Source organism: Metabacillus sp. KJ11-3 (assembly GCF_055808295.1).
Genome location: NZ_CM147865.1, coordinates 4,643,513 through 4,665,374, shown reverse-complemented (window position 1 = coordinate 4,665,374; position 21,862 = coordinate 4,643,513). Strand labels below are relative to the sequence as shown.

At 37.4% G+C, this 21,862-nt stretch carries 16 protein-coding genes; 9 read left to right on the top strand and 7 right to left on the bottom strand.

Translation table 11 applies throughout. From position 1 onward, the window contains the following. Positions 1 to 131 precede the first annotated feature (131 nt). Complete coding sequence (locus tag AC0L8O_RS23225; protein WP_473445604.1) at positions 132 to 2,120, top strand: alkaline phosphatase D family protein; 1,989 nt, start codon at positions 132 to 134, stop codon at positions 2,118 to 2,120. 217 nt (positions 2,121 to 2,337) lie between these two features. After that, positions 2,338 to 4,068, top strand: coding sequence for an adenine deaminase (ade, locus tag AC0L8O_RS23220; RefSeq protein ID WP_473445602.1), 1,731 nt, complete (start codon positions 2,338 to 2,340; stop codon positions 4,066 to 4,068). Positions 4,069 to 4,244: 176 nt separating this feature from the next. Here the strand turns inward: ade and AC0L8O_RS23215 are convergent, their stop codons facing one another. Next, positions 4,245 to 5,267 (bottom strand): HEAT repeat domain-containing protein, encoded by a 1,023-nt coding sequence (locus AC0L8O_RS23215; protein ID WP_473445600.1) that lies wholly within the window; start codon positions 5,265 to 5,267, stop codon positions 4,245 to 4,247. Positions 5,268 to 5,508: 241 nt separating this feature from the next. Here AC0L8O_RS23215 and treP point away from each other — a divergent pair, with 241 nt between their 5' ends. From treP to AC0L8O_RS23180, 7 genes are all read left to right on the top strand, one after another. Further along, complete coding sequence (treP, locus tag AC0L8O_RS23210; RefSeq protein ID WP_473445598.1) at positions 5,509 to 6,909, top strand: PTS system trehalose-specific EIIBC component; 1,401 nt, start codon at positions 5,509 to 5,511, stop codon at positions 6,907 to 6,909. Between the two features lie 81 nt (positions 6,910 to 6,990). Continuing rightward, a complete protein-coding gene (gene treC / locus AC0L8O_RS23205) occupies positions 6,991 to 8,679 on the top strand; it encodes an alpha,alpha-phosphotrehalase (protein WP_473445596.1) in 1,689 nt (562 codons plus the stop codon). A gap of 156 nt (positions 8,680 to 8,835) precedes the next feature. Further along, the gene (gene treR, locus AC0L8O_RS23200) at positions 8,836 to 9,555 is read left to right on the top strand and encodes a trehalose operon repressor (RefSeq protein ID WP_026562990.1); all 720 of its coding nucleotides are present in this window, start codon (positions 8,836 to 8,838) and stop codon (positions 9,553 to 9,555) included. Positions 9,556 to 9,842: 287 nt separating this feature from the next. After that, entirely contained in the window at positions 9,843 to 11,075 is a 1,233-nt protein-coding gene (gene pepT, locus AC0L8O_RS23195; protein ID WP_473445594.1) for a peptidase T, read from the top strand. A gap of 252 nt (positions 11,076 to 11,327) precedes the next feature. Continuing rightward, positions 11,328 to 11,768, top strand: a complete 441-nt coding sequence (locus AC0L8O_RS23190) for a GNAT family N-acetyltransferase (RefSeq protein ID WP_473445592.1) — start codon at positions 11,328 to 11,330, stop codon at positions 11,766 to 11,768. 192 nt (positions 11,769 to 11,960) lie between these two features. Further along, positions 11,961 to 13,208 (top strand): MFS transporter, encoded by a 1,248-nt coding sequence (locus tag AC0L8O_RS23185; RefSeq protein WP_473445590.1) that lies wholly within the window; start codon positions 11,961 to 11,963, stop codon positions 13,206 to 13,208. Between the two features lie 87 nt (positions 13,209 to 13,295). Beyond that, positions 13,296 to 14,021 (top strand): DUF421 domain-containing protein, encoded by a 726-nt coding sequence (locus AC0L8O_RS23180; protein ID WP_473445588.1) that lies wholly within the window; start codon positions 13,296 to 13,298, stop codon positions 14,019 to 14,021. Positions 14,022 to 14,058: 37 nt separating this feature from the next. Here AC0L8O_RS23180 and AC0L8O_RS23175 read toward each other — a convergent pair whose 3' ends face one another. From AC0L8O_RS23175 to AC0L8O_RS23150, 6 genes are all read right to left on the bottom strand, one after another. Beyond that, positions 14,059 to 14,163, bottom strand: a complete 105-nt coding sequence (locus tag AC0L8O_RS23175; RefSeq protein ID WP_473445587.1) for a hypothetical protein — start codon at positions 14,161 to 14,163, stop codon at positions 14,059 to 14,061. Positions 14,164 to 14,225: 62 nt separating this feature from the next. After that, complete coding sequence (locus tag AC0L8O_RS23170; protein WP_473445585.1) at positions 14,226 to 16,259, bottom strand: ABC transporter ATP-binding protein; 2,034 nt, start codon at positions 16,257 to 16,259, stop codon at positions 14,226 to 14,228. Next, positions 16,260 to 18,008: an ABC transporter ATP-binding protein gene (locus tag AC0L8O_RS23165; protein WP_473445583.1), complete on the bottom strand. Its 1,749-nt coding sequence runs from the start codon at positions 18,006 to 18,008 to the stop codon at positions 16,260 to 16,262. Between the two features lie 500 nt (positions 18,009 to 18,508). Next, a complete protein-coding gene (locus AC0L8O_RS23160; RefSeq protein WP_473445582.1) occupies positions 18,509 to 19,105 on the bottom strand; it encodes a hypothetical protein in 597 nt (198 codons plus the stop codon). A 19-nt stretch (positions 19,106 to 19,124) separates the two neighbouring features. After that, positions 19,125 to 20,297, bottom strand: coding sequence for an Alp7A family actin-like protein (locus AC0L8O_RS23155; RefSeq protein WP_473445580.1), 1,173 nt, complete (start codon positions 20,295 to 20,297; stop codon positions 19,125 to 19,127). Between the two features lie 416 nt (positions 20,298 to 20,713). After that, entirely contained in the window at positions 20,714 to 21,556 is an 843-nt protein-coding gene (locus AC0L8O_RS23150; protein ID WP_473445579.1) for an SDR family oxidoreductase, read from the bottom strand. Positions 21,557 to 21,862: the final 306 nt, after the last annotated feature.

The following is a 21,862-nucleotide window of genomic DNA, read 5'->3' as shown; positions in this document are numbered from 1 at the left end:
GTTAGAGTTTAATGAAGAATTCATTTTTAAGCAAATGTTTCAACATAAACACCTGTTATCCTCCTCACCAAATTCTTAACTATGAATAACGTAGGATAAATACCTATTTTTTATGGTGGTGACTCCGAACAGTGCAAATACCTATGATTCTATCCGGTCCAATCCTTCGTCGAGTAGACACTAATCAAGTGACAATTTGGCTGGCAACTAGTGAAGAAGTATCCATTACAGCAAAGGTATTGACTATTCACAAATCAGAAAAGGGCATAAATGATAAGTTTTTTCCAGTCCATTCACAAACAAAAACAATAAACTTAGGAAAAAAGTTGTTTGTCCATTTAATCAACGTACGTCCGACTCAACAAAAATTTCCTGTCGAAGAACTACTGGGCTATAACCTTTATCTAGAAAAAGACGCTCAAACGTATGATCTCGACAGCTTTCACTTATTAACCGCAAACCATCCAGATTCACTTGTTTATGAAGGATTAGGCTATCCAACCTTTTATATTAACTCAAAAAATGAGTCCCCTGTCTTATATGGATCCTGTCGAAAAGCACATGGAAAAGGACAAGATGCCTTACCGAGTGCTGATCAAGTCCTCCAGCAACATCGGTTTGATCTTAATTTACGACCCGGCTCTCTTTTTATGCTTGGAGATCAAATATATGCAGATGACATCGCAGACCCACTTGTCCCTTATCTTCAATTAATCGTACACGAAATGATTGGTGAAAATGAAGATCTTACTTTAGTTGAACCTAAACTTCAGCAACATTTACACCACTTATACAAAGTTCAAGGCAGACAGGAGATTGTTGAAACATTATGTAACTTTACATCCTCACATGCACACAACCATCTGATAACTTTCGGTGAGTATGCAGCGATGTACCTGCTAAGCTGGAGCCCTGTTATATGGAATTTACTTCATCATGAGCAGAATGGATACCTTACAAATCATGATGAAGAACAACTGGAAGAGCTTCACGATTTTTGCCGAAACACATCAAAAGTAAGAAGAGTGCTAGCCAATATCCCGACCTATATGATCTTTGATGATCACGATATTACAGACGATTGGAACATCTCAGCCGAATGGAACAAAGATGTATATGAAACGTCTCTTGGTAAACATATCATTTGCAATGGCCTAACAGCGTTTTGGGCATTTCAAGGTTGGGGAAATCAACCAGATACATTTCATGATGATTTCATTGAAACCATGCAACAATATGTGAAAACATATCCGATTGGATCTCAACCCTATCAAAAATGGCAGGATACACTATTATCTTTTGACTCATGGCATTTCATCGCACCAACAACACCTCTCACTCTTTGCTTAGATACTCGTACACTTCGAGAATATGATTCTTCGAAAGCAAAAGTAAAACTGCTGCATCTCATAAACGAGACTGTGAAGACGCCCATCTTAATTGGACAAAAGGGATGGACATTACTAGAGCAATTGCTTAAAGATTCCAAATGGAAAAAAGGTGATATCCTTCGCATAGCATCACCCACACCTTTATACGGAGTAGATGTAATAGAGTCCTTTTTAAGAAAACAAGTGTATCCTTTTCAATACTTTGGAGATTCTGTTCAATATCAATTAGATATTGAGGCGTGGAAATACAATTTGGCCGGTTTTTATTCTTTCCTTCACTTTTTATCAAAACATCAATTAAGAAAATGCATCATTTTGTCAGGTGATGTTCATTATGCCTCAGCTGTAAAGGCAAATGTCAGCCTGAATGGTGAAGAGCTTTCCATTTACCAAGTAACAAGCAGTCCGATGAAAAATATAAGTTTTGATTGGTTAACAGGCAGTATGATAAAACTGATTATGCGACTTAACACTTTACGCAGAAATGAACCGATTGCGAAAAGGTTTGGCAAAAAAGATGGAGCATGGACTGAGTTAGAAAACTCAAATCACGATAACACCGTCACATACTGGGAAGAGGGAATTAGCTATCAGTCACTAGAACACGGAACTATTGTCGAAACACAAAATAACCTTGGGCTTCTTCAAGGTAAAAGAACGGCCATACAAAATACTTTACTAATAAATGCAGAGGAGCAACTCCAATTTGACCCATTTAGAGAGTCATAGATGTCCTTCTTTCGCAAACATATCAAAAACACCATGTAATATATGTTGACACGATATGTTACACACTTTAAAATGTATGCTAATCTATAAGAAAATATAAACGTCTGGATGACACCCGCAAAGAGAAGTATCTTTTTCTTGCGGTTTTTTATTACAGTCATTTAAATAAAATCAATTGGGGAACATACTATCAGCAAAGGAAAGGAGCTTTTTCCTAATGAATCAATCTTTAACTAGAAAACTAGCTGCATCCGCAAAAAAGGTAAAAGCTGATATCGTGATAAAGAACGGAAAAATCATTGACGTATTTAATGGTGAAATTCTAGAAGAGGACATTGCGATTCAAGATGGAATCATCATCGGAATTGGACAATATGAGGGTGAAAAAATCATTGATGCAAAAGGAAAATATATTTCTCCCGGATTTATCGACGGACATGTACACATTGAATCCGCCATGGTTACTCCACAGCAGTTTTCACAGGTTGTCGTTCCACACGGTGTTACTACAGTCATTGCCGACCCGCATGAAATTGCAAATGTAAGTGGTAAGGCAGGTATTCAATTTATGATTGATTCCGCTAAAAACATTCCTCTAAACATATTCTTCATGCTGCCATCATGTGTTCCCGCAACACCATTTGAAAACGCAGGAGCTACATTATCAGCCAATGATTTAAGGGAATTTTATCAGGAAGACAATGTACTTGGTCTTGCAGAAGTAATGGATTTTCCATCTGTCTTTCATCAAGAACAAATGATGATGGAAAAGCTCTCTGATGCTCATCAACTTGGAAAAAAAATTGATGGTCATGCCGCAGGGATTACTGGAGATGCTTTAAATGTATATGCAGCTGCTGGTATTAAAACAGATCATGAATGTGTCACTCCCGAGGAAGCACATGAAAGGTTAAAAAGAGGGATGTATGTGATGCTGAGGGAAGGTTCAGCAGCCAGAGATGTAAAAGCCCTTTTGCCCGTTATTACAGAACGAAATGCGAGACGCTGCCTATTTGTTACAGATGATAAACACTTAGATGACTTGATTGCAGAAGGAAGCATTGATTATAACATTTTCCTATCTATTGAAAATGGAATAGATCCGATCACTGCCTACCAAATGGCAACACTTCATGCAGCTGAGTGTTTTGGATTAACAACAAAAGGAGCCATTGCTCCCGGATATGATGCCGATCTTGTCTTTTTAGAAGATCTGCAAACCGTTAAAGTTAACCATGTATTCATTAAAGGAGAACTCATTGCAGAAGAAGGTCATTGTGTACATTCTTCTTATAAAGCAGAAATGATACCTTCCTCCTTGTTAGATACGATTCATATTAATGAAATAGGCCATGAAGATATCCAACTACCTTGTCCAAAAGACGCATCAGCTAATATTATTGAAATCATTCCTAATAAAATTATCACAAAGCATGTAGTGGAAAAAGTTGCTTCAGAGTATGGTCACTTCCAACCCTCAATCACAAATGATCAGCTTAAAATGGCTGTGATTGAACGACATTCCTCTACAGGAAATATCGGGTTAGGTATTGTAAAAGGGTTCGGCTTAACGTCTGGAGCCATTGCTTCCACGGTTGCACATGACTCTCATAACATCATCGCAATCGGGACAAATGATCAAGATCTTCTAAAGGCAATAGACGTTTTAAAAGCAATGGGCGGCGGCTTAGTTGTAGTGAAGGATGATGAGGTGATTGCATCATTGCCACTTGAAATTTCAGGTTTAATGACGACTGCTCCTTTTATACAAATGAATGAAAGTCTGCAGGAAATAGATAAGGCCTTGATTAAAATTGGGTTTTCCGGAGATTTCAATCCTTTTTTGACCATGTCGTTTTTGGCACTACCTGTTATTCCGGAACTTAAATTAACAGATTTAGGGCTGTTTCAGGTGAAGGATTTTAAGCATATTGAGGTTATTCAGTAGGACTTTTAATTGCAAACCTTGTTGCATTGTAATAAGTATTGCTGTTGGTTGATTGAAGCTTCAGGATGCTCGCTTCAATCAACCTAATTAGTATCCCGTTTTTTAAAACTATAAAAAACTTTTATATAAACAATTCCTATTTATAAAGCAACTCACGCTAAGGTTTACCACAATTTTCATCTCTTATGTAAAGCATCTTCCCACATCTCTAATTTCGGATGATCGATTCCGAGAATTTTGAAGTAACTGTATGCCAGAAGGTCGATGTCAATGAAAGATGATGATTCTACTTTATTTAAATAATCACGTATTTCGGGTTCTGCTAATGGTGATAGCTGATGGACTAATGCTTCGAAAATTGTTCCCTGTAAATTTCCTTCTACTTGATGATAAGCTTTTCGCAATTCATTTACGGCATGTTCTGATTTTATATTTTCGATAATTGAAGTGGCAAAGATATTGACTTCCTCATCACTTAGGTAAACCTTCACAGCTTCAACAACTTCATCGGTTTGGAATGTGATAAGTGCTTCTGATATTTCTTCCAGCAGCATATCATCGTCTCTTGTTAAAAGAGAGGCGAGTTGAACTGTGGCTTCTTTCATCTCCATTAGTCCCATCATATAGACGGCTAAATATCCGTCATATTGAAACCATTCTTCATTTCTATTCGCTTCAACCATCATCAATACTTGATCCTTCGATATGTACTTCCTTTTCACCAGGGTAGAAGCAACCTTCTTAGCTAAAAGATAAGTATTCATATCAAAGCTGCTTTCACTTTCAAGTCTGGTCAGGATATTTATATACTCCCTCCACACTTCATCTTCGGAGCCCTCTACAAGCACTCTATAAAGATCCCAGTCTTGTTCTTGAATGAAATCCGTTAATAAATGCTGGTTTCTCAAGATGGTATCAGGGGTAAAGTCCAATAATAATTGGGCAAAAAAATGACGAATACTATCATGTACCCTGCCTATTCCCTTTTCTATCATATTCGATGTTTCTTCATCCTCGGGATCCATCTTTACATATAAGAGAAGTGATGCTTTCTCAGGATTTTCTACAGCTTCTTGTAGTAAAATCCTCGTCCATTCGCGTTTTTTATTCGGATAATCGTGAAGAGTTTGGGCAATAAACTCTTGCAGAAACCGATCAGTTGTTGTGATATATTGGTCAATTATTCTTTCATAAGTCATTTTTTGTATTCCTTTCTGTCCACTCAAAACTCCTTTCAGTTTTACCATGTTATGTATAAGTAATTCAATGAAACAATTTAATAAAAAGGTTACTAAAAATGAAACCGATTTTATTTTTGTTGACAACATGTATATACAGATTTATGATAATACCATAGTTGTATATACAAGTTTCGAAACTTCATTCCTAAATGAAAACGCTATATAACAAGTAAAAGGATACTATACGGGAGGGAAAACCATGAGTGTCGATCAAAAACAAGTGAGCCAAATTATAGATGCCATTGGTGGAAAAGATAATATTTCCGCAGCTACACACTGTGTAACACGTTTACGCTTTGCTTTAGTAGATGAAGGAAAAGTAAATAAAGAAGCCCTTGAAGACATTTCATTAGTAAAAGGGTCTTTTTCAACAAATGGACAGTTTCAGGTTGTCATCGGTCAGGGAACTGTAGATAAAGTTTATAAAGAGCTTGTTCAGCAAACAGGAGTAGGAGAGGCATCAAAAGATGATGTGAAGCAGGCTTCTGAAAAGAATTTAAATCCTCTTCAACGTGCCATAAAAACTTTGGCTGACATCTTTATACCAATTCTCCCGGCCATCGTAACTGCCGGGTTATTAATGGGAATTAATAACATCTTAACAGGACCAGGTATTTTCTTTGATGAGCAATCACTTGTTGACGTTTATCCACAATGGGCAGACCTGGCTAACATTATTAACTTAATTGCTAATACAGCCTTTACCTTTTTACCAGGACTCATCGGTTGGTCAGCTGTTAATCGTTTCGGTGGAAGTCCGTTACTCGGAATTGTGCTCGGTTTAATGTTGGTACATCCGGATTTATTAAATGCTTGGGGATATGGTTCTGCTGAAGAAATTCCTACCTGGAACCTATTCGGATTAGAAGTGGAAAAAATCGGCTATCAAGGCCAGGTTTTACCGATTTTAGTTGCCTCATTCTTACTAGCTAAATTGGAAGTCTTTTTAAGAAAACATGTTCCTGACGGGATTCAGCTGTTAGTTGTTCCTCCACTAACACTATTAATCACAGGTTTTGCTTCATTCATTGTTATTGGACCTGTGACATTCGCAATAGGAAATGTATTAACAGATGGAGTTATTGCGATCTTTGAAAACTTTGCTGCACTTGGCGGACTTATCTATGGCGGATTATATGCTTTATTAGTTGTAACAGGTATGCATCATACTTTCCTAGCTGTTGATATTCAATTAGCAAATGCAGGAGGAACATTCCTCTGGCCAATGCTTGCTCTTTCAAATATTGCACAAGGCTCTGCTGCATTTGCAATGATGCTTATTTTAAAAGAAGAGAAACAAAAGGGCTTAGCGTTAACATCAAGTATTTCTGCTTGGCTGGGTGTTACAGAGCCAGCCATGTTCGGTGTGAATTTGCGTTATCGTTACCCATTCATTGCAGCACTAATTGGCTCTGCTATCGCAGGTTTATTTATCTCCATTAATGGAGTGAAGGCATTTTCAATTGGAGTTGGCGGATTACCGGGCTTCTTATCAATTGATTCACAATTCTGGCCTTCATTCTTTATCGGAATGGCCATTGTCCTTGTTGTACCGTTTGGTTTAACCTATTTGTTAGCTAAAATTAAAAAGGAAAAATAATGCAAGAAAGGGACGAGATGTATGTCCCTTTTCTTGCATTTCATCCATAGAAGTAAAAAATACACAACGGTGGTGTTTATATTGAGTAACCCTTGGTGGAAAAAATCAGTCGTATATCAAATATATCCAAAAAGCTTTTGTGATACATCCGGAAATGGTGTAGGAGATATTCAAGGAATTATTAGCAAGTTATCCTATTTAAAAAACCTCGGTGTTGATGTGATATGGTTAACACCTATCTATGCTTCACCTCAAAAAGATAATGGCTATGATATTAGTGATTATTATGCAATACATGAAGAATACGGAACAATGAATGACTTTGATGAGCTACTAGAAAAATCCCATCAGCTTGGCATTAAAGTGATCATGGATATTGTCGTCAACCATACATCAACAGAACATACCTGGTTTAAAGACGCGAAAAAGTCCAAATCAAGCCCATACCGTGATTATTATATTTGGAAAGACCCGAAGGAAGACGGTTCTGAACCAACTAATTGGGTTTCTAAATTTGGTGGTCCTGCCTGGGAATATGACGAAGAAACAGAACAGTACTACCTCCATTTATTTGATGTTACACAGGCCGATCTTAACTGGGAGAACGAAGAGCTGCGAAAAGAAGTGTACAATATGATGAACTTTTGGTTTGAAAAAGGGGTCGATGGCTTCAGACTTGATGTCATTAACTTAATCTCAAAGGACCAAAACTTCCCTGATGATGATGGTTCCATTGCACCTGGTGACGGTAGAAAATTCTATACAGACGGTCCACGTGTACACGAATTTATTCATGAAATGAACAAAGAAGTCTTTTCAAAGTATGACAGCTTGACAGTCGGTGAAATGTCCTCAACAACCATTGATCACTGCATACAATATTCAAATCCTGAACGTGGAGAATTAAGCATGACGTTTAATTTTCATCACTTAAAGGTTGATTATCCTAATGGGGAGAAATGGGCAATTGGTGATATGGATTTCCTTGCATTGAAAAAAATTCTTTCTACCTGGCAAACAGGCATGAATGCAGGTGGAGGATGGAATGCTTTATTCTGGTGTAACCATGACCAGCCAAGAGTTGTGTCCCGCTATGGAAATGATGACGAATTTCGTAATGAATCAGCCAAGATGCTGGCAACAACGATTCACATGATGCAGGGTACTCCTTATATTTATCAGGGAGAAGAATTTGGGATGACAGATCCTAAGTTCACATCTATTGATGAATATCGAGATGTTGAATCATTAAATATGTACAAGATATTAAAAGACAAAGGGATGCAAGAAGAAGAGATTCTTGAAATTCTGCAGCATAAATCACGTGATAATTCGAGAACACCAGTCCAATGGAATGATTCTAAGCATGCCGGTTTCACAACAGGATCTCCTTGGATAAATGTAGCTAATAATTATCAACAAATTAATGCAGAAAACGCAGTTGCAGATAAAGACTCCATTTTTTATCATTATCAAAAACTCATAACTTTACGTAAAGAATATGATATTATCACAACTGGTCATTACGAGCTTTTAATAGAAAATGATCCATCTATTTTTGCCTATTTACGAAGTACACCTACGGAGAAGCTTTTAGTGCTAAATAATTTTTATGACAGCCCGGCAACGTTTATCTTACCTGATTCTGTTGAGGTAGATGGATATAAACCGGAAATCCTCATATCTAATTATGATGATACGGGGCTGTCATTTAAGAATATGACATTGCGCCCTTATGAATCGGTTGTGTATCATTTGTCCCATTCTTAACGGGCAGTAGGGCTCCAAATTCTAAATTTGGGAGAAACAAAGGCGCATTAAGCGTGATAAGTTTCGCTCCTCCCCACAGATTGAAGTCTCACTTTAACAAAATAGTCATTTTAACATCCTTCACCTGTTCATGGTAAGATAGGGATGGTGATAAAAATGAGACAAAATAAATACCTAACAATATATAAAGAACTAACAGATCGCATTAAAGCCGGTGAGGTGAAACCTGGTGAGGTTTTACCGTCTGAAAATGATTTAGCGATTCAATACGATACGAGCAGGGAAACCATTCGTAAAGCTCTTAACCTTTTATCTCAAAACGGCTTTATCCAGAAAATTAAAGGGAAAGGATCAGTTGTCATTGATGTTCAAAAAATGAGTTTTCCCATCTCAGGGCTGGTAAGTTTTAAGGAAGTATCCAAAAATCTACAGATGGAATCAGTTATTACAAGGGTTCATGATTTTGGTCTTATTAAGCCGGATGATTTTTTAAAGCAACAGTTGGATGCCACGAGTAGTGATGAGGTATGGAAGGTTACCCGTTCACGTGAAATAAATGGGGTTAACATCATTTTGGACAAGGACTACTTTTTAAAGAAACATGTCCCTACCCTTACAAAGGAAATTTGTGAAGGCTCTATTTACGAGTATCTTGAACATCAACTCAATTTAAATATCAGCTTTGCCAAAAAGGAAATTGTTGTAGAGGATTGTACAGATGAAGACAGAAAACACCTTGATTTAGAAGGCTTTTCTCATATCGTTGTTGTCAAAAACTATGTGTATTTGGAAAACACAAGTTTGTTTCAATACACCGAATCACGTCATCGCCTTGATAAATTCCGCTTTATTGACTTTGCCAGACGCAGCGTGTAACAAGCATTGGGCTTAAGGTTCAATGCTTGTTTTTTGTCTCAAAATTGGCAAGAGTACTTTTTAGCATGATAAAATTAGAAAAGCGCAAGCGCCTTGATCATCGCCGTACAAACTGGAGGAGCATTGACTAAAGATTTAGGAAACCGAGTAAGCGAAGCGAACCGATGTTGACTTATCGTAGGGAGATGATCTGAAGTTTGATAGGCGCTGGAGCTAGCCACCGAAACTAAGTACAAAACTTATAAATTCCGATAGAGATAACTCTTACAAAAAGGAAGGAAATCTTTATGAAAAAAGAAATCATTGATCGTTTTACACGGTATGTTGTCATTGACACCCAATCTAACGAAGAAAATGAAGCTTGTCCATCTACTCCTGGTCAACTTACTTTAGGTAAGCTGTTAGTCGATGAATTACATTCTATCGGCATGAAGGATGTAACAGTTGATGAAAACGGATATGTAATGGCTACTTTGCCCTCTAATACAGATAAGAATATTCCTACTGTCGGGTTTTTAGCCCATCTTGACACAGCGACTGATTTTACTGGAAAAAACGTTAACCCTCAAGTTGTAGAGTCCTATGATGGAGGAGACATCACACTCAATCAGGAACTGGGAGTTATCCTTTCGCCGAACCAATTTCCCAACCTGGCAAATTACCAAGGACATACGCTTATGACAACAGATGGAAAAACATTGTTAGGAGCAGATAATAAAGCAGGGATTGCTGAAATCATGACAGCGATGCGCTACCTAATTGCTAACCCTGATATAAAACACGGAAAAATCCGAGTTGCCTTTACTCCCGACGAAGAAATCGGCAGAGGTCCTCATAAATTTGATGTAGAGGCATTTGGAGCAAACTTTGCCTACACTATTGATGGGGGCCCACTTGGAGAGCTTCAATATGAAAGCTTCAATGCTGCCGCTGCAAAAATTACATTTAACGGAAATAATGTTCATCCGGGTACTGCAAAAGGAAAAATGGTAAACTCAGCGAAAATCGCCATGGCTTTTCAATCCAAGCTACCGGCAATGGAAGCCCCTGAATTTACTGAAGAATATGAAGGGTTCTATCATCTCATTTCATTCACCGGTGATGTCGAACAAACAAAAGTCCATTACATCATTCGCGACCATGATAAACAAATTTTTGAAACAAGAAAACAAACGATCATAGATCTTGTTAATGAATTCAAGCAAGTTTATGGTGAAGACGCAATCGTACTGGAACTGAAGGACCAATATTACAACATGAAAGACAAAATAGAACCTGTTAAATACATAGTAGATATCGCTTATCAAGCAATGGAAAACCTGGGCATTACACCTATTGTTGAGCCAATTCGCGGCGGTACTGACGGCTCCCAACTTTCCTATATGGGCTTGCCAACTCCGAATGTGTTCACAGGGGGAGAAAACTTCCACGGAAAGTTTGAGTTTATTTCAGTTGATAATATGATAAAAGCAACAAATACAATTGTTGAAATCTGTAAGTTATTAGAAAAAAGAGCTTAAATTCTGTTTGAGTATTGGAAGCGTAAATAAAAGAGATATGAAAGACTTTCTCTTTTCTCTTTTATTTCCAGTTTTGTCCTTCATCACCTGTATGAAGGACTTTTCTTTTCTCATTTAACCGAGTTAGGTCCTTCATCTACGCTATGAAGGACTTTTCCTTCCCCATTCACCCCCGTTTTGTCTTAACGCAAGGCACAACAAGAGCCTCCATTCATATACTATGCTATCTGAGATTCTAGTGAGGTGCTTCTTATGATAATTAGGAAGGCAGATCAAAATGAAACAAATACTCTTCTTTATATGACGATAAATGTCATGTCTGAAAGCACCATGGGGTTGGTTCATAATGATGTGCAAATGGGAATGAATATGTTTGTACCGTTATTAAACAGTGGATCTTATTATCTTATTGCTGTTGACCAAAATCAGATAGCAGGGTGGGTACTAATTGGGCCTGATTTCAGTCCTGTTAATGTTCAGAAAACAGGGTCCATTACTTCTCTCTATGTTTTTCCTTTTTACAGAAAGATGGGGCTGGGAAAAGAGCTCATGCAATCAGCGATCCAACAATTAAAAGCAGAAGGATTTCAAAAAGTTATGCTGAATGTTTATACAGGTAACCCGGCAAAGCATTTATATGAAAACCTGGGGTTTACTGATGTCTCTACTGTTATGGAGCTTACCATTACGTAAATAATCTAACTCTTCTTTGGGGTTGGATTATTTTTCCCTCCTTGGAATATACATAAATGTAAACGGAACCATTATTATCACTATCTTAATGTTAATGCTTTATTAACCAAATATTAAATTTTTGTATTGTTCTATTTTCGCCTTGAAAATCTTGTAAAATATGATTGTACATCTACTAGGGAGGCCATGAATATGAGGCGTTTTTCAAAAGAAGAGAATAGTTGGATTTTCTATGATTGGGGTAGCTCTGCCTATTCTATTATTATTTCAACAGCTGTGTTTCCCATTTTTTATAAAAGCGCAGCGACAAATGCGGGGGTTAGCCTGGCAGATTCTACCGCTTATTTAGGATATACGATTGCCATTGCAACCTTTATTTTAGCGATGCTTGGCCCGATTTTAGGGACAATCGCTGATTATCAGGGATATAAAAAACGGTTCTTTTCGTTCTTTTTTTTACTAGGGATTGGATTTACTGGAATTCTTGCCTTTATTCCCGCGGAACAATGGGTTCTTTTGTTAGTTTGCTATACACTCGCAACCATTGGTTTTTCAGGAACCAATATTTTCTATGATGCATTTTTAGTAGATGTGACATCTGAATCCAGAATGAATCTTGTGTCTGCCCGCGGATACGGTTTAGGTTATATCGGAAGTACGATTCCATTTATCATAAGCATCGCAATTATCGTTTTATCACAAAATGGGATCCTGCCAATTTCAACTGTTTTCGCCAGTAAAATAGCTTTTATCATCACAGCTGTATGGTGGGGGATTTTTACGATTCCATTGCTTAAGCATGTTCAACAGCATCACTTTATAAAGCGGGAACGAAATCCAGTTATGAACAGCTTCAAAAGACTTTGGAACACCTTAACTGAAATTCGAAAACATCGGGCATTATTTTTATTTCTTCTTGCTTATTTTTTCTATATTGATGGAGTCGGAACAATTATTACCATGTCCACTGCATACGGAACTGATTTGGGGATTGGCTCAACAGACCTCCTTATTGTGCTCTTTGTTACACAAGTTGTAGCCGCACCATTTTCTATTCTGTACGGAAGGCTTTCTGAAAAGTTTACAGGTAAAAAAATGTTGTATGTTGGCATCTTCATTTACATGATCGTTTGTATTTACGCATATTTTCTCGAGACAACCCTGGACTTCTGGATCCTCGCCATGCTTGTCGCTACGTCACAAGGAGGCATTCAGGCTCTAAGTAGATCTTATTTTGCCAAGCTTATTCCAAAAGAAAAAGCAAATGAATTCTTCGGTTTTTATAATATTTTTGGAAAGTTTGCATCAATTATGGGTCCTTTACTTGTAGCAATGACTGCACAATTAACCGGTAATTCCAGCCTGGGTGTTTTCAGTCTTGTTATTCTCTTTATTATTGGTTTTGTGATTCTTACAAAAGTTCCTGAACCTAAAGCATAAAATCACATCCTATAAAACAACTCATGTATCTATCTTTCTATTTATGGAAATCCTTTGCCTATTGATATCATTTAAGGAGGCAAAAGGATGGAAGAGACGCTAAAGGATTTGTTGATTGTTCTTGGACGAATCGTGACAATCCTTCCTTTACTCTTGTTTACCACCATCTATATGGGAAAAAGAACAATTGGGGAATTACCCATTTTTGATTTTCTCATTATTATTATCTTAGGAGCGGTTGTTGGTGCTGACATCGCTGATCCTGAAATTAAACATCTTCCAACTGCATTTACCATTGTCATGATTGGACTTCTTCAAAAACTCGTTACTCATTGGAAAATAAAAAGCCGGAGATTCGGAAAACTCATTACATTTGAGCCAACCCTTGTCATCAAAGATGGAAACTTCTTAGTTGATAATATGAAGAAAATAGGATATTCCATTGATAACATTCTTCAGATGTTGAGAGAAAAAGATGTTTTTGATCCTGCAGAGGTTGATTTAGCGGTTATTGAGGCAGATGGTGCGCTAAGTGTGTTGAAAAAGATCTCTAAGCAAACTGTAACGAAAGAGGATCTTACTATTCAACCAACTGCAAATACTATTTCCTTTCCTGTCATAATAGAAGGAAATGTCTATAAAGACTCTTTAAATTATTTAAACCTCGATGAAGAGTGGCTTCGGCAACAACTATCTCAGCGTGGCATTATTGATTATCACCAAATCTTTTACGCATCTGTCAATCAGGACCAGGCGTTACATATTTCTTTAGCAAAAGAACCACAAATTCCTCTCCCGCCTATTAGACATTAAAAGAGCTGGCCATCTCTTTATAGCCAGCTCTTCCATTTTATATTCCTGATCTCATATTACCTGTCTTACGTTTATGAAGGATTTTCTTAACGATTGGGTAGATAATTGGTGCCCATTTTATGAGTTTTTTCACCATTTTCATGAACAATTACCTCCTCCTATTACTTGTACCCTTCCCTCTATTTAATCAAATGAAACCTCTATTTATCCCGTATTTACCATTTCTTTTCCTAATTGCAATTGATGCATTTTATAGTATTTTCCTTTTTTCTCGAGCAATTCCTCATGATTTCCTCTTTCCACTATTTCACCATGATCCAAGACGAGAATTTGATCGGCATTTCGAATGGTCGAAAGTCTGTGGGCAATCACAAATGTTGTTCTACCTTCTTTCACAACATTTAAGGCCTTCTGAATAATGGCTTCTGTTTCTGTATCGATATTGGCCGTTGCCTCATCCAAAATTAAAATGGCCGGATCATAGGCAAGGGCACGCGCAAATGAGATAAGCTGTCTTTCACCTGCTGATAAAGTACTTCCCTTTTCAAGCACAGGCTCTTCAAATTGCTTAGGTAGCTGTTTAATAAATCTTTCCGCACCAACATTGCACAGTGCCTCTCTAATTGTTTCTTTCGAAATCTCAGGATTATCCAAGCTCACATTCGTTTCTATTGTCCCCGTGAATAGAAACGGATCTTGCAAAACAATTCCCATATGCTTTCTGAGCTGTTGACGAGGAATTTCACTTGTATCCATACCGTCAATCGTAATCATCCCTCTATTAATGTCATAGTAACGAAATAACAGATTGATAATGGAGCTTTTCCCTGAACCTGTATGCCCGACTAATGCTACTGTTTCTCCTTTTTTGGCTGTAAAAGAGATATTCTTTAACACATCATTCTCGCCATTGTAAGAAAAAGAAACATCTTTAAACTCGACGTTTCCTTCAAAACGAGGAAGTTGCTCTACATTGACTTTTTCTCCCTTTTCATCGAGCAATTCAAACACCCGCTCTGCAGCAACCCTCGCCTGCTCAAGCTGTGCAAGTTGATTAACGATATCTGTTACCGGCTGGAATAATCGGTTTAAATAGTCAACAAAAGCATAAAGAACACCAATTGAAATCATTCCTGCAGCTGTGAGGGATTGCCCGCCAAAATACCAAATGAGTACAACAAAGGTAATGTTTCGCAAAACATTTACAAGGTTGTGTGAAGTAAGAGCATTTAGGCTTAAAAGTTTATTTTGATAAGTAAAGTGCTCCTTATTTAATACTTCGAACTCATTGATCGTTTGCTTTTTTCTTCGAAACGCCCGAATGATTGTCATACCTTGAATCGATTCATTTACCATCCCATTAATATCACTGACTCTAGTACGAATTAGATGGTTATACTTTGAAGCAAACTTTCGATAAAGGACTGTCCAAGCTATAAGAATTGGTAAGAGAAGCAATGTAATCAGAGCAAGTTTTACATCCAGGAAAAACAAAGCAACAAAAATACCTGTCATATAAATTCCACTTGTAAAGAAGCTTGCAAGCACTTTAACATATAATTCCCTTATAGCCTCTGTATCATTTGTTACACGTGCTACTACCTTACCTGCCGGCAGGTTATCAAAGTATTGAATCGGCACACGTTGAATGTGTTCAAAAATGTCCGTTCGCATTTTTTGAATAATACGATTTGCCGCCTTTTGAAGTAATAGTGTTTTTCCATATTGAAAGATGGCTGCGATGAACAACAAACCTACATAAAAGCTGAGCAGTATAACGATTGGTCGAATCTCTGGCTGATAAAAAGCGAGCAGCTCTTGACTTGAAAGTTTATTCACCTCATAGCTTGCTACTTGTGAGCCGTTTTTAATGGTTAATCTATTCCCGGATATCGAGCGTTCTCCATCGAAAGGAAGATGCTCTTCTGTCACATAAAAAGAACGACCTACCTGCACAATTTGAAGCTCATTACTTCCAACTGAACTGCTCTCTGATATAGTCTCTTTCTTTTTGAATAATTGATCTTGATAAACGACCGTTTGATCATCCTTTCCCTGCACTTCAACCCATGGTTTTTCAATTCCCATCATATGATGATCAATCATTCTCTTCGCGATAAACGGTCCTGTTAGTTCAGCTCCGACAGCAAAGGTTAACATAGCAAGAGCAATCAAGATCGTTCGCTTATAGAGAAGTGCGTAACGGAAGAGTCGTTTACCTGTTGAATCTTTCTTCATTTAGCTCACCTCTCCATACGAATCAGCTTGTTGACGGTCATGTTGCGTTTTATACCACTTGCCAAGCTTAATCAGCTGATCATGTGTTCCTTCTTCCACGATTTTTCCTTCATCCATCACAATAATCCAATCTGCATGCTGAACAGCAGATATACGATGAGCAGAAATAAAAGTGGTTTTCCCCTTCCGCTCCTGTCGGATATTTCCGATAATTTTAGCTTCCGTTTTTCCATCAACTGCCGACATGGCATCATCCAATAGAAGAATTTCAGGATCCTTTATTAAAGCGCGTGCAATCGAAATTCTTTGCTTTTGCCCACCGGAAAGAGCCACACCCTTTTCACCGACTAATGTCTCTAACCCTTTCGGAAGAACAGACAGATCATTTTCAAAAGCGGCTAAGCGGAGTGCTTCCTCAATTTCTTCCTCTGTCACCTGTTCTTTTCCAAACTGTAAATTTTCACGAATCGTTCTGGAAAATAAGATCTGTTCTTGTGGAACATATCCAATCCAGGAATGAAGTGTATCCAGTAAGATGGATTCAATCCGCTGACCTGAAATCAAAATTTCACCGGTACCTGTTGGATACTCCCGTATCAGCTGCTTAAGCAAGGTTGTTTTACCTGAACCCGTTTTTCCAACAATGCCGATTGTTTGGCCTCTTTTCACCTTTAAGCTGATGTCCCGAAGGTTTTCCGTTGATGACGTTGGATATTGAAATGTCACATGTGAGAAAACAATTTCCTCGGGAATATTTAGCTGAATTGGTTCATGCACATCCTTTACATCCTCTTCATAAGTAAGGATTTCATTCACCCGATCTAATGAAGCGTTTCCACGTTGGAGGATGTTTATCAATTCTCCAACCGCAAACATTGGCCATATCAGCATTCCGAGGTATATATTAAAGCTTACAAGCTCTCCTAGTGTAATCATCTGATGAAAAACAAGATATGCACCATATCCCAAACCTATACAATAACTTAAACCTACTAATATTTTTATCGTCGGTTCAAAAAGGGCATCAACTTTTGCGACTGCAATGTTTTTCTCATACACATCTTCAGTCATGTTCTTAAAACGCTGTTCATCCGCCTTTTCCTGTACATATGCGCGAATAACCCGAACACCTGCTACTGATTCAAGCACATTGTCATTTAAGTCTCCAAAGGCATCCTGGGCAACCGTAAAGCGCTTGTGAATGAGCTTTCCGAAATAGTTGATCGCTATAGCCATTAGCGGCAACGGAATGAGTGCAGCCAGTGTAAGCTGCCAGCTAATCGTAAACCCCATCACAAAAATAATAATGATCATGAAGATCGTCGAATCCACTAACGTGAGAATCCCAAACCCTGCTGTCAATGAAATCGCCTTTAAATCATTTGTCGCTCTGGCCATTAAATCCCCAGTTCGATTTTTTTCATAAAAACTTGGAGTCATTGATAATAAATGCCTCATGAACCGGTATCTCAGAATCCGTTCAATAAGGTGTGCCCCACCAAACAACTGGTACATCCATACATAGGTAATTCCATAACTAAGAATGATAAGAGCAATGAAGAAAAATAATAGCTCCCATAACCGCTCCCCTGTCATTTGACCAAACTGAATATCATCAATAGCAATCCCAATAATTTTTGGCGGAATCACGTCTAATATACTAACAATAATTAATAACGAAACGGCAACTGCATACCGTCTCCAATGTTCTTTAAAGAACCAGCCTAATTTCCCAAATACTGAAAACACCTACAATCCCTCCCCTTAATATGAATGAAAGTCAATCCGGTTAGCCACCCTTCATCCAATCTAAATCAATACGATTAATCAAATGCTTCACCATCTTAATAACTCCCTTCTTCATATGAAATCAATCTATATAAACGAGCTAAAAAGCCCGGATTTGGAAAATAAGGCACAAAAAGGCACTATGCGAGTGTGCATAATGCCTGATCAAACAATATAAAAACGCACATCACGATGATCGTGACCTGCGTTAGGAATAAACGTTACCAAAAAAGTTTTCAAAAAAATGAACGTTGTTGTTGGCGGGTCACTTTACAATATGAAATTTTTAATGGTTTATTCATCATTACATTTTCCATTTTGTAACCCTCCAATTCTGTTAAAAATATGATCTTGCTTCATTGTATTATTTTCCCAATATTTCTGTCAATGCATTTTTTAAAATATTTACGTGAGGATGACTCAGTAATTTGCACCTATCTAAGTCTTATTCCTCACGCTTTTTATTTATTCATTTTTGCTAAAAAGTCCCCCAGAAGATCTTCCATATCTTCAGATTCCTCTTGAGCCTCCTCTTTAGTAGATGCAAGCTCTCTTTCTATTCTGTCAAAATCAAAGTCTACTATATCATCATCGTCAAGGTTTGAAATCTCTTCTTCTTCAGGTATTGCCGACTCAACGATTTCTACCTGTTCAAGATCCTGGTTTCCATCAATATCCACTTCCTGCAAGTACAATGCTTCATCAATATCCAGCGCATTACTTGTTAATGAAGCCAAAATAGAAGTTGCTCTTACGGGATCTGATAAAATTTGATAGACAATACTTCCCAGCAATGCTTCTGAGTGTGAATGTTTCAACCAATTCCGCTGATCTTTTGATAAATGCTTGGGCATTGGTAGACTAATCATTTCTCTATCCTTTGCTAAGGAGCTTCCAACGCCTTCTAAAACAAATTCTGCGATTTTACTTGAAAAGTTTCGTTTTTCAGTTCGTTTAAGCTTTTCCAACTGTTTTATAAGATGATCAGGTGTATCAGATGGAATGCGAAATGTAATAGCTTGTCCCCTTTTTATTGTTGGTGCACCCTTTTTATTCATGTAACCACCTTAATTTGTTTTAGACTGTTTGCTTCTCGTTTTTCTTTTGTGGTTCACTTGTTTTTCTAACAAAGTCAGATATTAATTTATAGTATGCGTTCGCCATCATCCAGATGCTTTCCTTTTCATCTTCAAAGAATTCAATATTATAGCCATCTAAACTATTATTTAACATCTTAATATATTCTTTTAAAACAATAGAGCCTCCTCCAACGAAATAGCAGATTTCAGTTTGGGAGTTTTTTTGCCAAACATTACGAAGATGACGGTATTGTTTCTTTGCCAGTTCAAGAAGAATGCGGTCTGTAATGTCATGGACATTTGTACGGCTTCCTTTGACCATTATATGATGTCGGTCATTTTTTCTTGTAATAATATCCACAACATCACGGCGGCTATCAAGCTCAACTCCGTGCTTAGTTCGAATTTCTTCTCTTATCGCTTCTAATGATTCTGAAACACCTAAATTAAAGCCTTGTGCTTTATCATCATCAACATTTCGATTCTTAATCACCGCAACATCTGTTGATAAACCACCAATATCTTGAATTAAAATCTGCTTATCAATTAAATCACGATTGATGATTTTTAAATCCTTGTCCATCACCAGATTAATATAAGCCGCAAACCCTTCAGGATATACTTTTACTTCATCAAACTTAATATTAACCTTTATTCCCTGGTACTTTGGCGTTACTAGAAATTCCACCTGATGAACAGAGCCTAATAATTGTGAACGATACCCTACATCTTTTCCTTCTTTCACTTCACGAAGTGGCAAGCCTGTCCCAAGTGTGTAATTTGCATCAATGACATTATTTGTCTTTTTGAAAATATTGCTGTTTTCTCCACGCACAGCATCCAATGCTAATGAAGTAAAAAGCATGACAAGTGTTTGATCTTCCTCAGACTTGCTGCTGCCTGGATCCAACTCACTTGGATTATCGCTTTTCGTTGCTAAGTTCCCTACGCGATAAATCGCATTGTTCTCTTTAAGGGCAGGGGAGTGAACTCTAATATGAATACCATCTAAAGGGTTTTTTTCATTTAACTCTTCTATACCTATGACAGGGCGATCTTCTGTGTCTCTCGCAATAACGTTAGGAATATATAATTCGTAATCTCCTTTTCCAAACAGAGCTTTCACGCAATCATTACCAACATCAACAGCTGTTATTCTTGTTTTACTCATAAAACCATCCCTCTCCTAAAAATGAATATTAATTCTACTACTTCAAGAGTAAGGGGAGGGGGTAAGAGCGTCAATCATACTTTCGATGTGTTCAATATGAATACATGTTTACGAATTTGTTTACACCCGAAACAAAATTGTATACATCCTATTAAACCGCTATGCATTCATGTTTGTATACAAGTAAACAGATTTGTATACATCAAGTATACGTTTTGTGTACATGTATACAACTCTGTAAACATACAAAATTCGTTGCTATTCGACCTAAAAAACCCTGTCTTTTGACTTAGTTAGATTCCCTACTAGATGTCTTTTAATAGAAAAAAATGAAGGATTTTGTTGAAAGATTTAGGCTACTTAACTTTGTTGCTATGTAAAAAATTAAAAATAGAGACGTGCCAAAAAGCAGTCTCCTATTTCATCAGTTTTTTTAGAATGAATTTTTCTAACCATGACCAGGGTAAAATTGTTTTTAATAGAATAGAAGATTTAACTCCCTTCCCTATTGGATATCGTAATGATGTCCCCTCTTTCACTGCAATTGATGCAACAAATCTGGATACATCAGAAGGATTACCAAATGAAGCGGATCCTTTTTCAATATACTGCTCCAGTTTTGTCATTACTTTATAATACGGAGAATCTTTATGTAACGATTTATCAGTTATCTGTTTACCACTGGTCCAGATACTTGTTTGATAGGAGCCAGGTTCTATTAAGACAACATCTATCCCAAATGGTTTGAGCTCCAACCTTAGCGATTCACTCCATCCTTCAAGTGCATACTTGGAGGAAACATATGGAGATAGACCCGGGAAGCCAACACGTCCACTAATGCTGCTCATGTTTATAATCTTCCCCCTCCCCTGCTTTCTCATCATTGGTAATATGGCCTGTGTCACCCCAATAACTCCAAAAAAGTTTGTCTCGAACTGTTGACGATATTCTTCAAGCGAAACTTCTTCAGCAAATCCTGCTCCGGCAAAACCGGCATTGTTCAAAAGAACATCAATTCGACCTTTCTCTTCTATATAACCTTTCAAATGAATAATCGACTCATGTGAAGTGACATCTAACGGGACTACTTCTATGGACTCTTTAACTCCACATCTCTCTGCTTCAGTTATAAGTGCTAATTGCCTTTTTGTATCCCTCATTGTTGCGGTCACATAAAACCCTTTTTTCGCCAGCTCTATAGTCGTTAATAAACCAAAACCGCTTGACGCTCCTGTTACTACAGCATGTTGTTTATCCATGAAAACCTCCATTGCCATTTCCAGCCAAATAGAAGGCTGCCTTTTAAACAAAATTGAATAACTAGAATTCCGCTCGAAATATATCATATTTTGCAATACCTAAGCTTTATAATTTTCTCTTTTGGATATAAATTTAAAGACTCACACCATAAAATCTACTTAACTAACTATGTTTTTTACTAAAGGCTCTTTTCTAAAAGATTGTTGTTTTTAATATTTACTTAAAAAAACTATATAGGGTTGATTTGAACGGATATGCGAGACTCCTGTGGGAGCTGTGGGACAGGTGAGCCCCCCCAGACGCAA

Coding starts and splice junctions, on each gene's coding strand:
- ade (WP_473445602.1), top strand. CDS start 2,338: ATGAATCAATCTTTAACTAGAAAACTAGCTGCATCCGCAAAAAAGGTA.
- AC0L8O_RS23215 (WP_473445600.1), bottom strand. CDS start 5,267: ATGACTTATGAAAGAATAATTGACCAATATATCACAACAACTGATCGG.
- treP (WP_473445598.1), top strand. CDS start 5,509: ATGAGTGTCGATCAAAAACAAGTGAGCCAAATTATAGATGCCATTGGT.
- treR (WP_026562990.1), top strand. CDS start 8,836: ATGAGACAAAATAAATACCTAACAATATATAAAGAACTAACAGATCGC.
- pepT (WP_473445594.1), top strand. CDS start 9,843: ATGAAAAAAGAAATCATTGATCGTTTTACACGGTATGTTGTCATTGAC.
- AC0L8O_RS23190 (WP_473445592.1), top strand. CDS start 11,328: ATGATAATTAGGAAGGCAGATCAAAATGAAACAAATACTCTTCTTTAT.
- AC0L8O_RS23185 (WP_473445590.1), top strand. CDS start 11,961: ATGAGGCGTTTTTCAAAAGAAGAGAATAGTTGGATTTTCTATGATTGG.
- AC0L8O_RS23180 (WP_473445588.1), top strand. CDS start 13,296: ATGGAAGAGACGCTAAAGGATTTGTTGATTGTTCTTGGACGAATCGTG.
- AC0L8O_RS23175 (WP_473445587.1), bottom strand. CDS start 14,163: ATGAAAATGGTGAAAAAACTCATAAAATGGGCACCAATTATCTACCCA.
- AC0L8O_RS23170 (WP_473445585.1), bottom strand. CDS start 16,259: ATGAAGAAAGATTCAACAGGTAAACGACTCTTCCGTTACGCACTTCTC.
- AC0L8O_RS23160 (WP_473445582.1), bottom strand. CDS start 19,105: ATGAATAAAAAGGGTGCACCAACAATAAAAAGGGGACAAGCTATTACA.
- AC0L8O_RS23155 (WP_473445580.1), bottom strand. CDS start 20,297: ATGAGTAAAACAAGAATAACAGCTGTTGATGTTGGTAATGATTGCGTG.
- AC0L8O_RS23150 (WP_473445579.1), bottom strand. CDS start 21,556: ATGGATAAACAACATGCTGTAGTAACAGGAGCGTCAAGCGGTTTTGGT.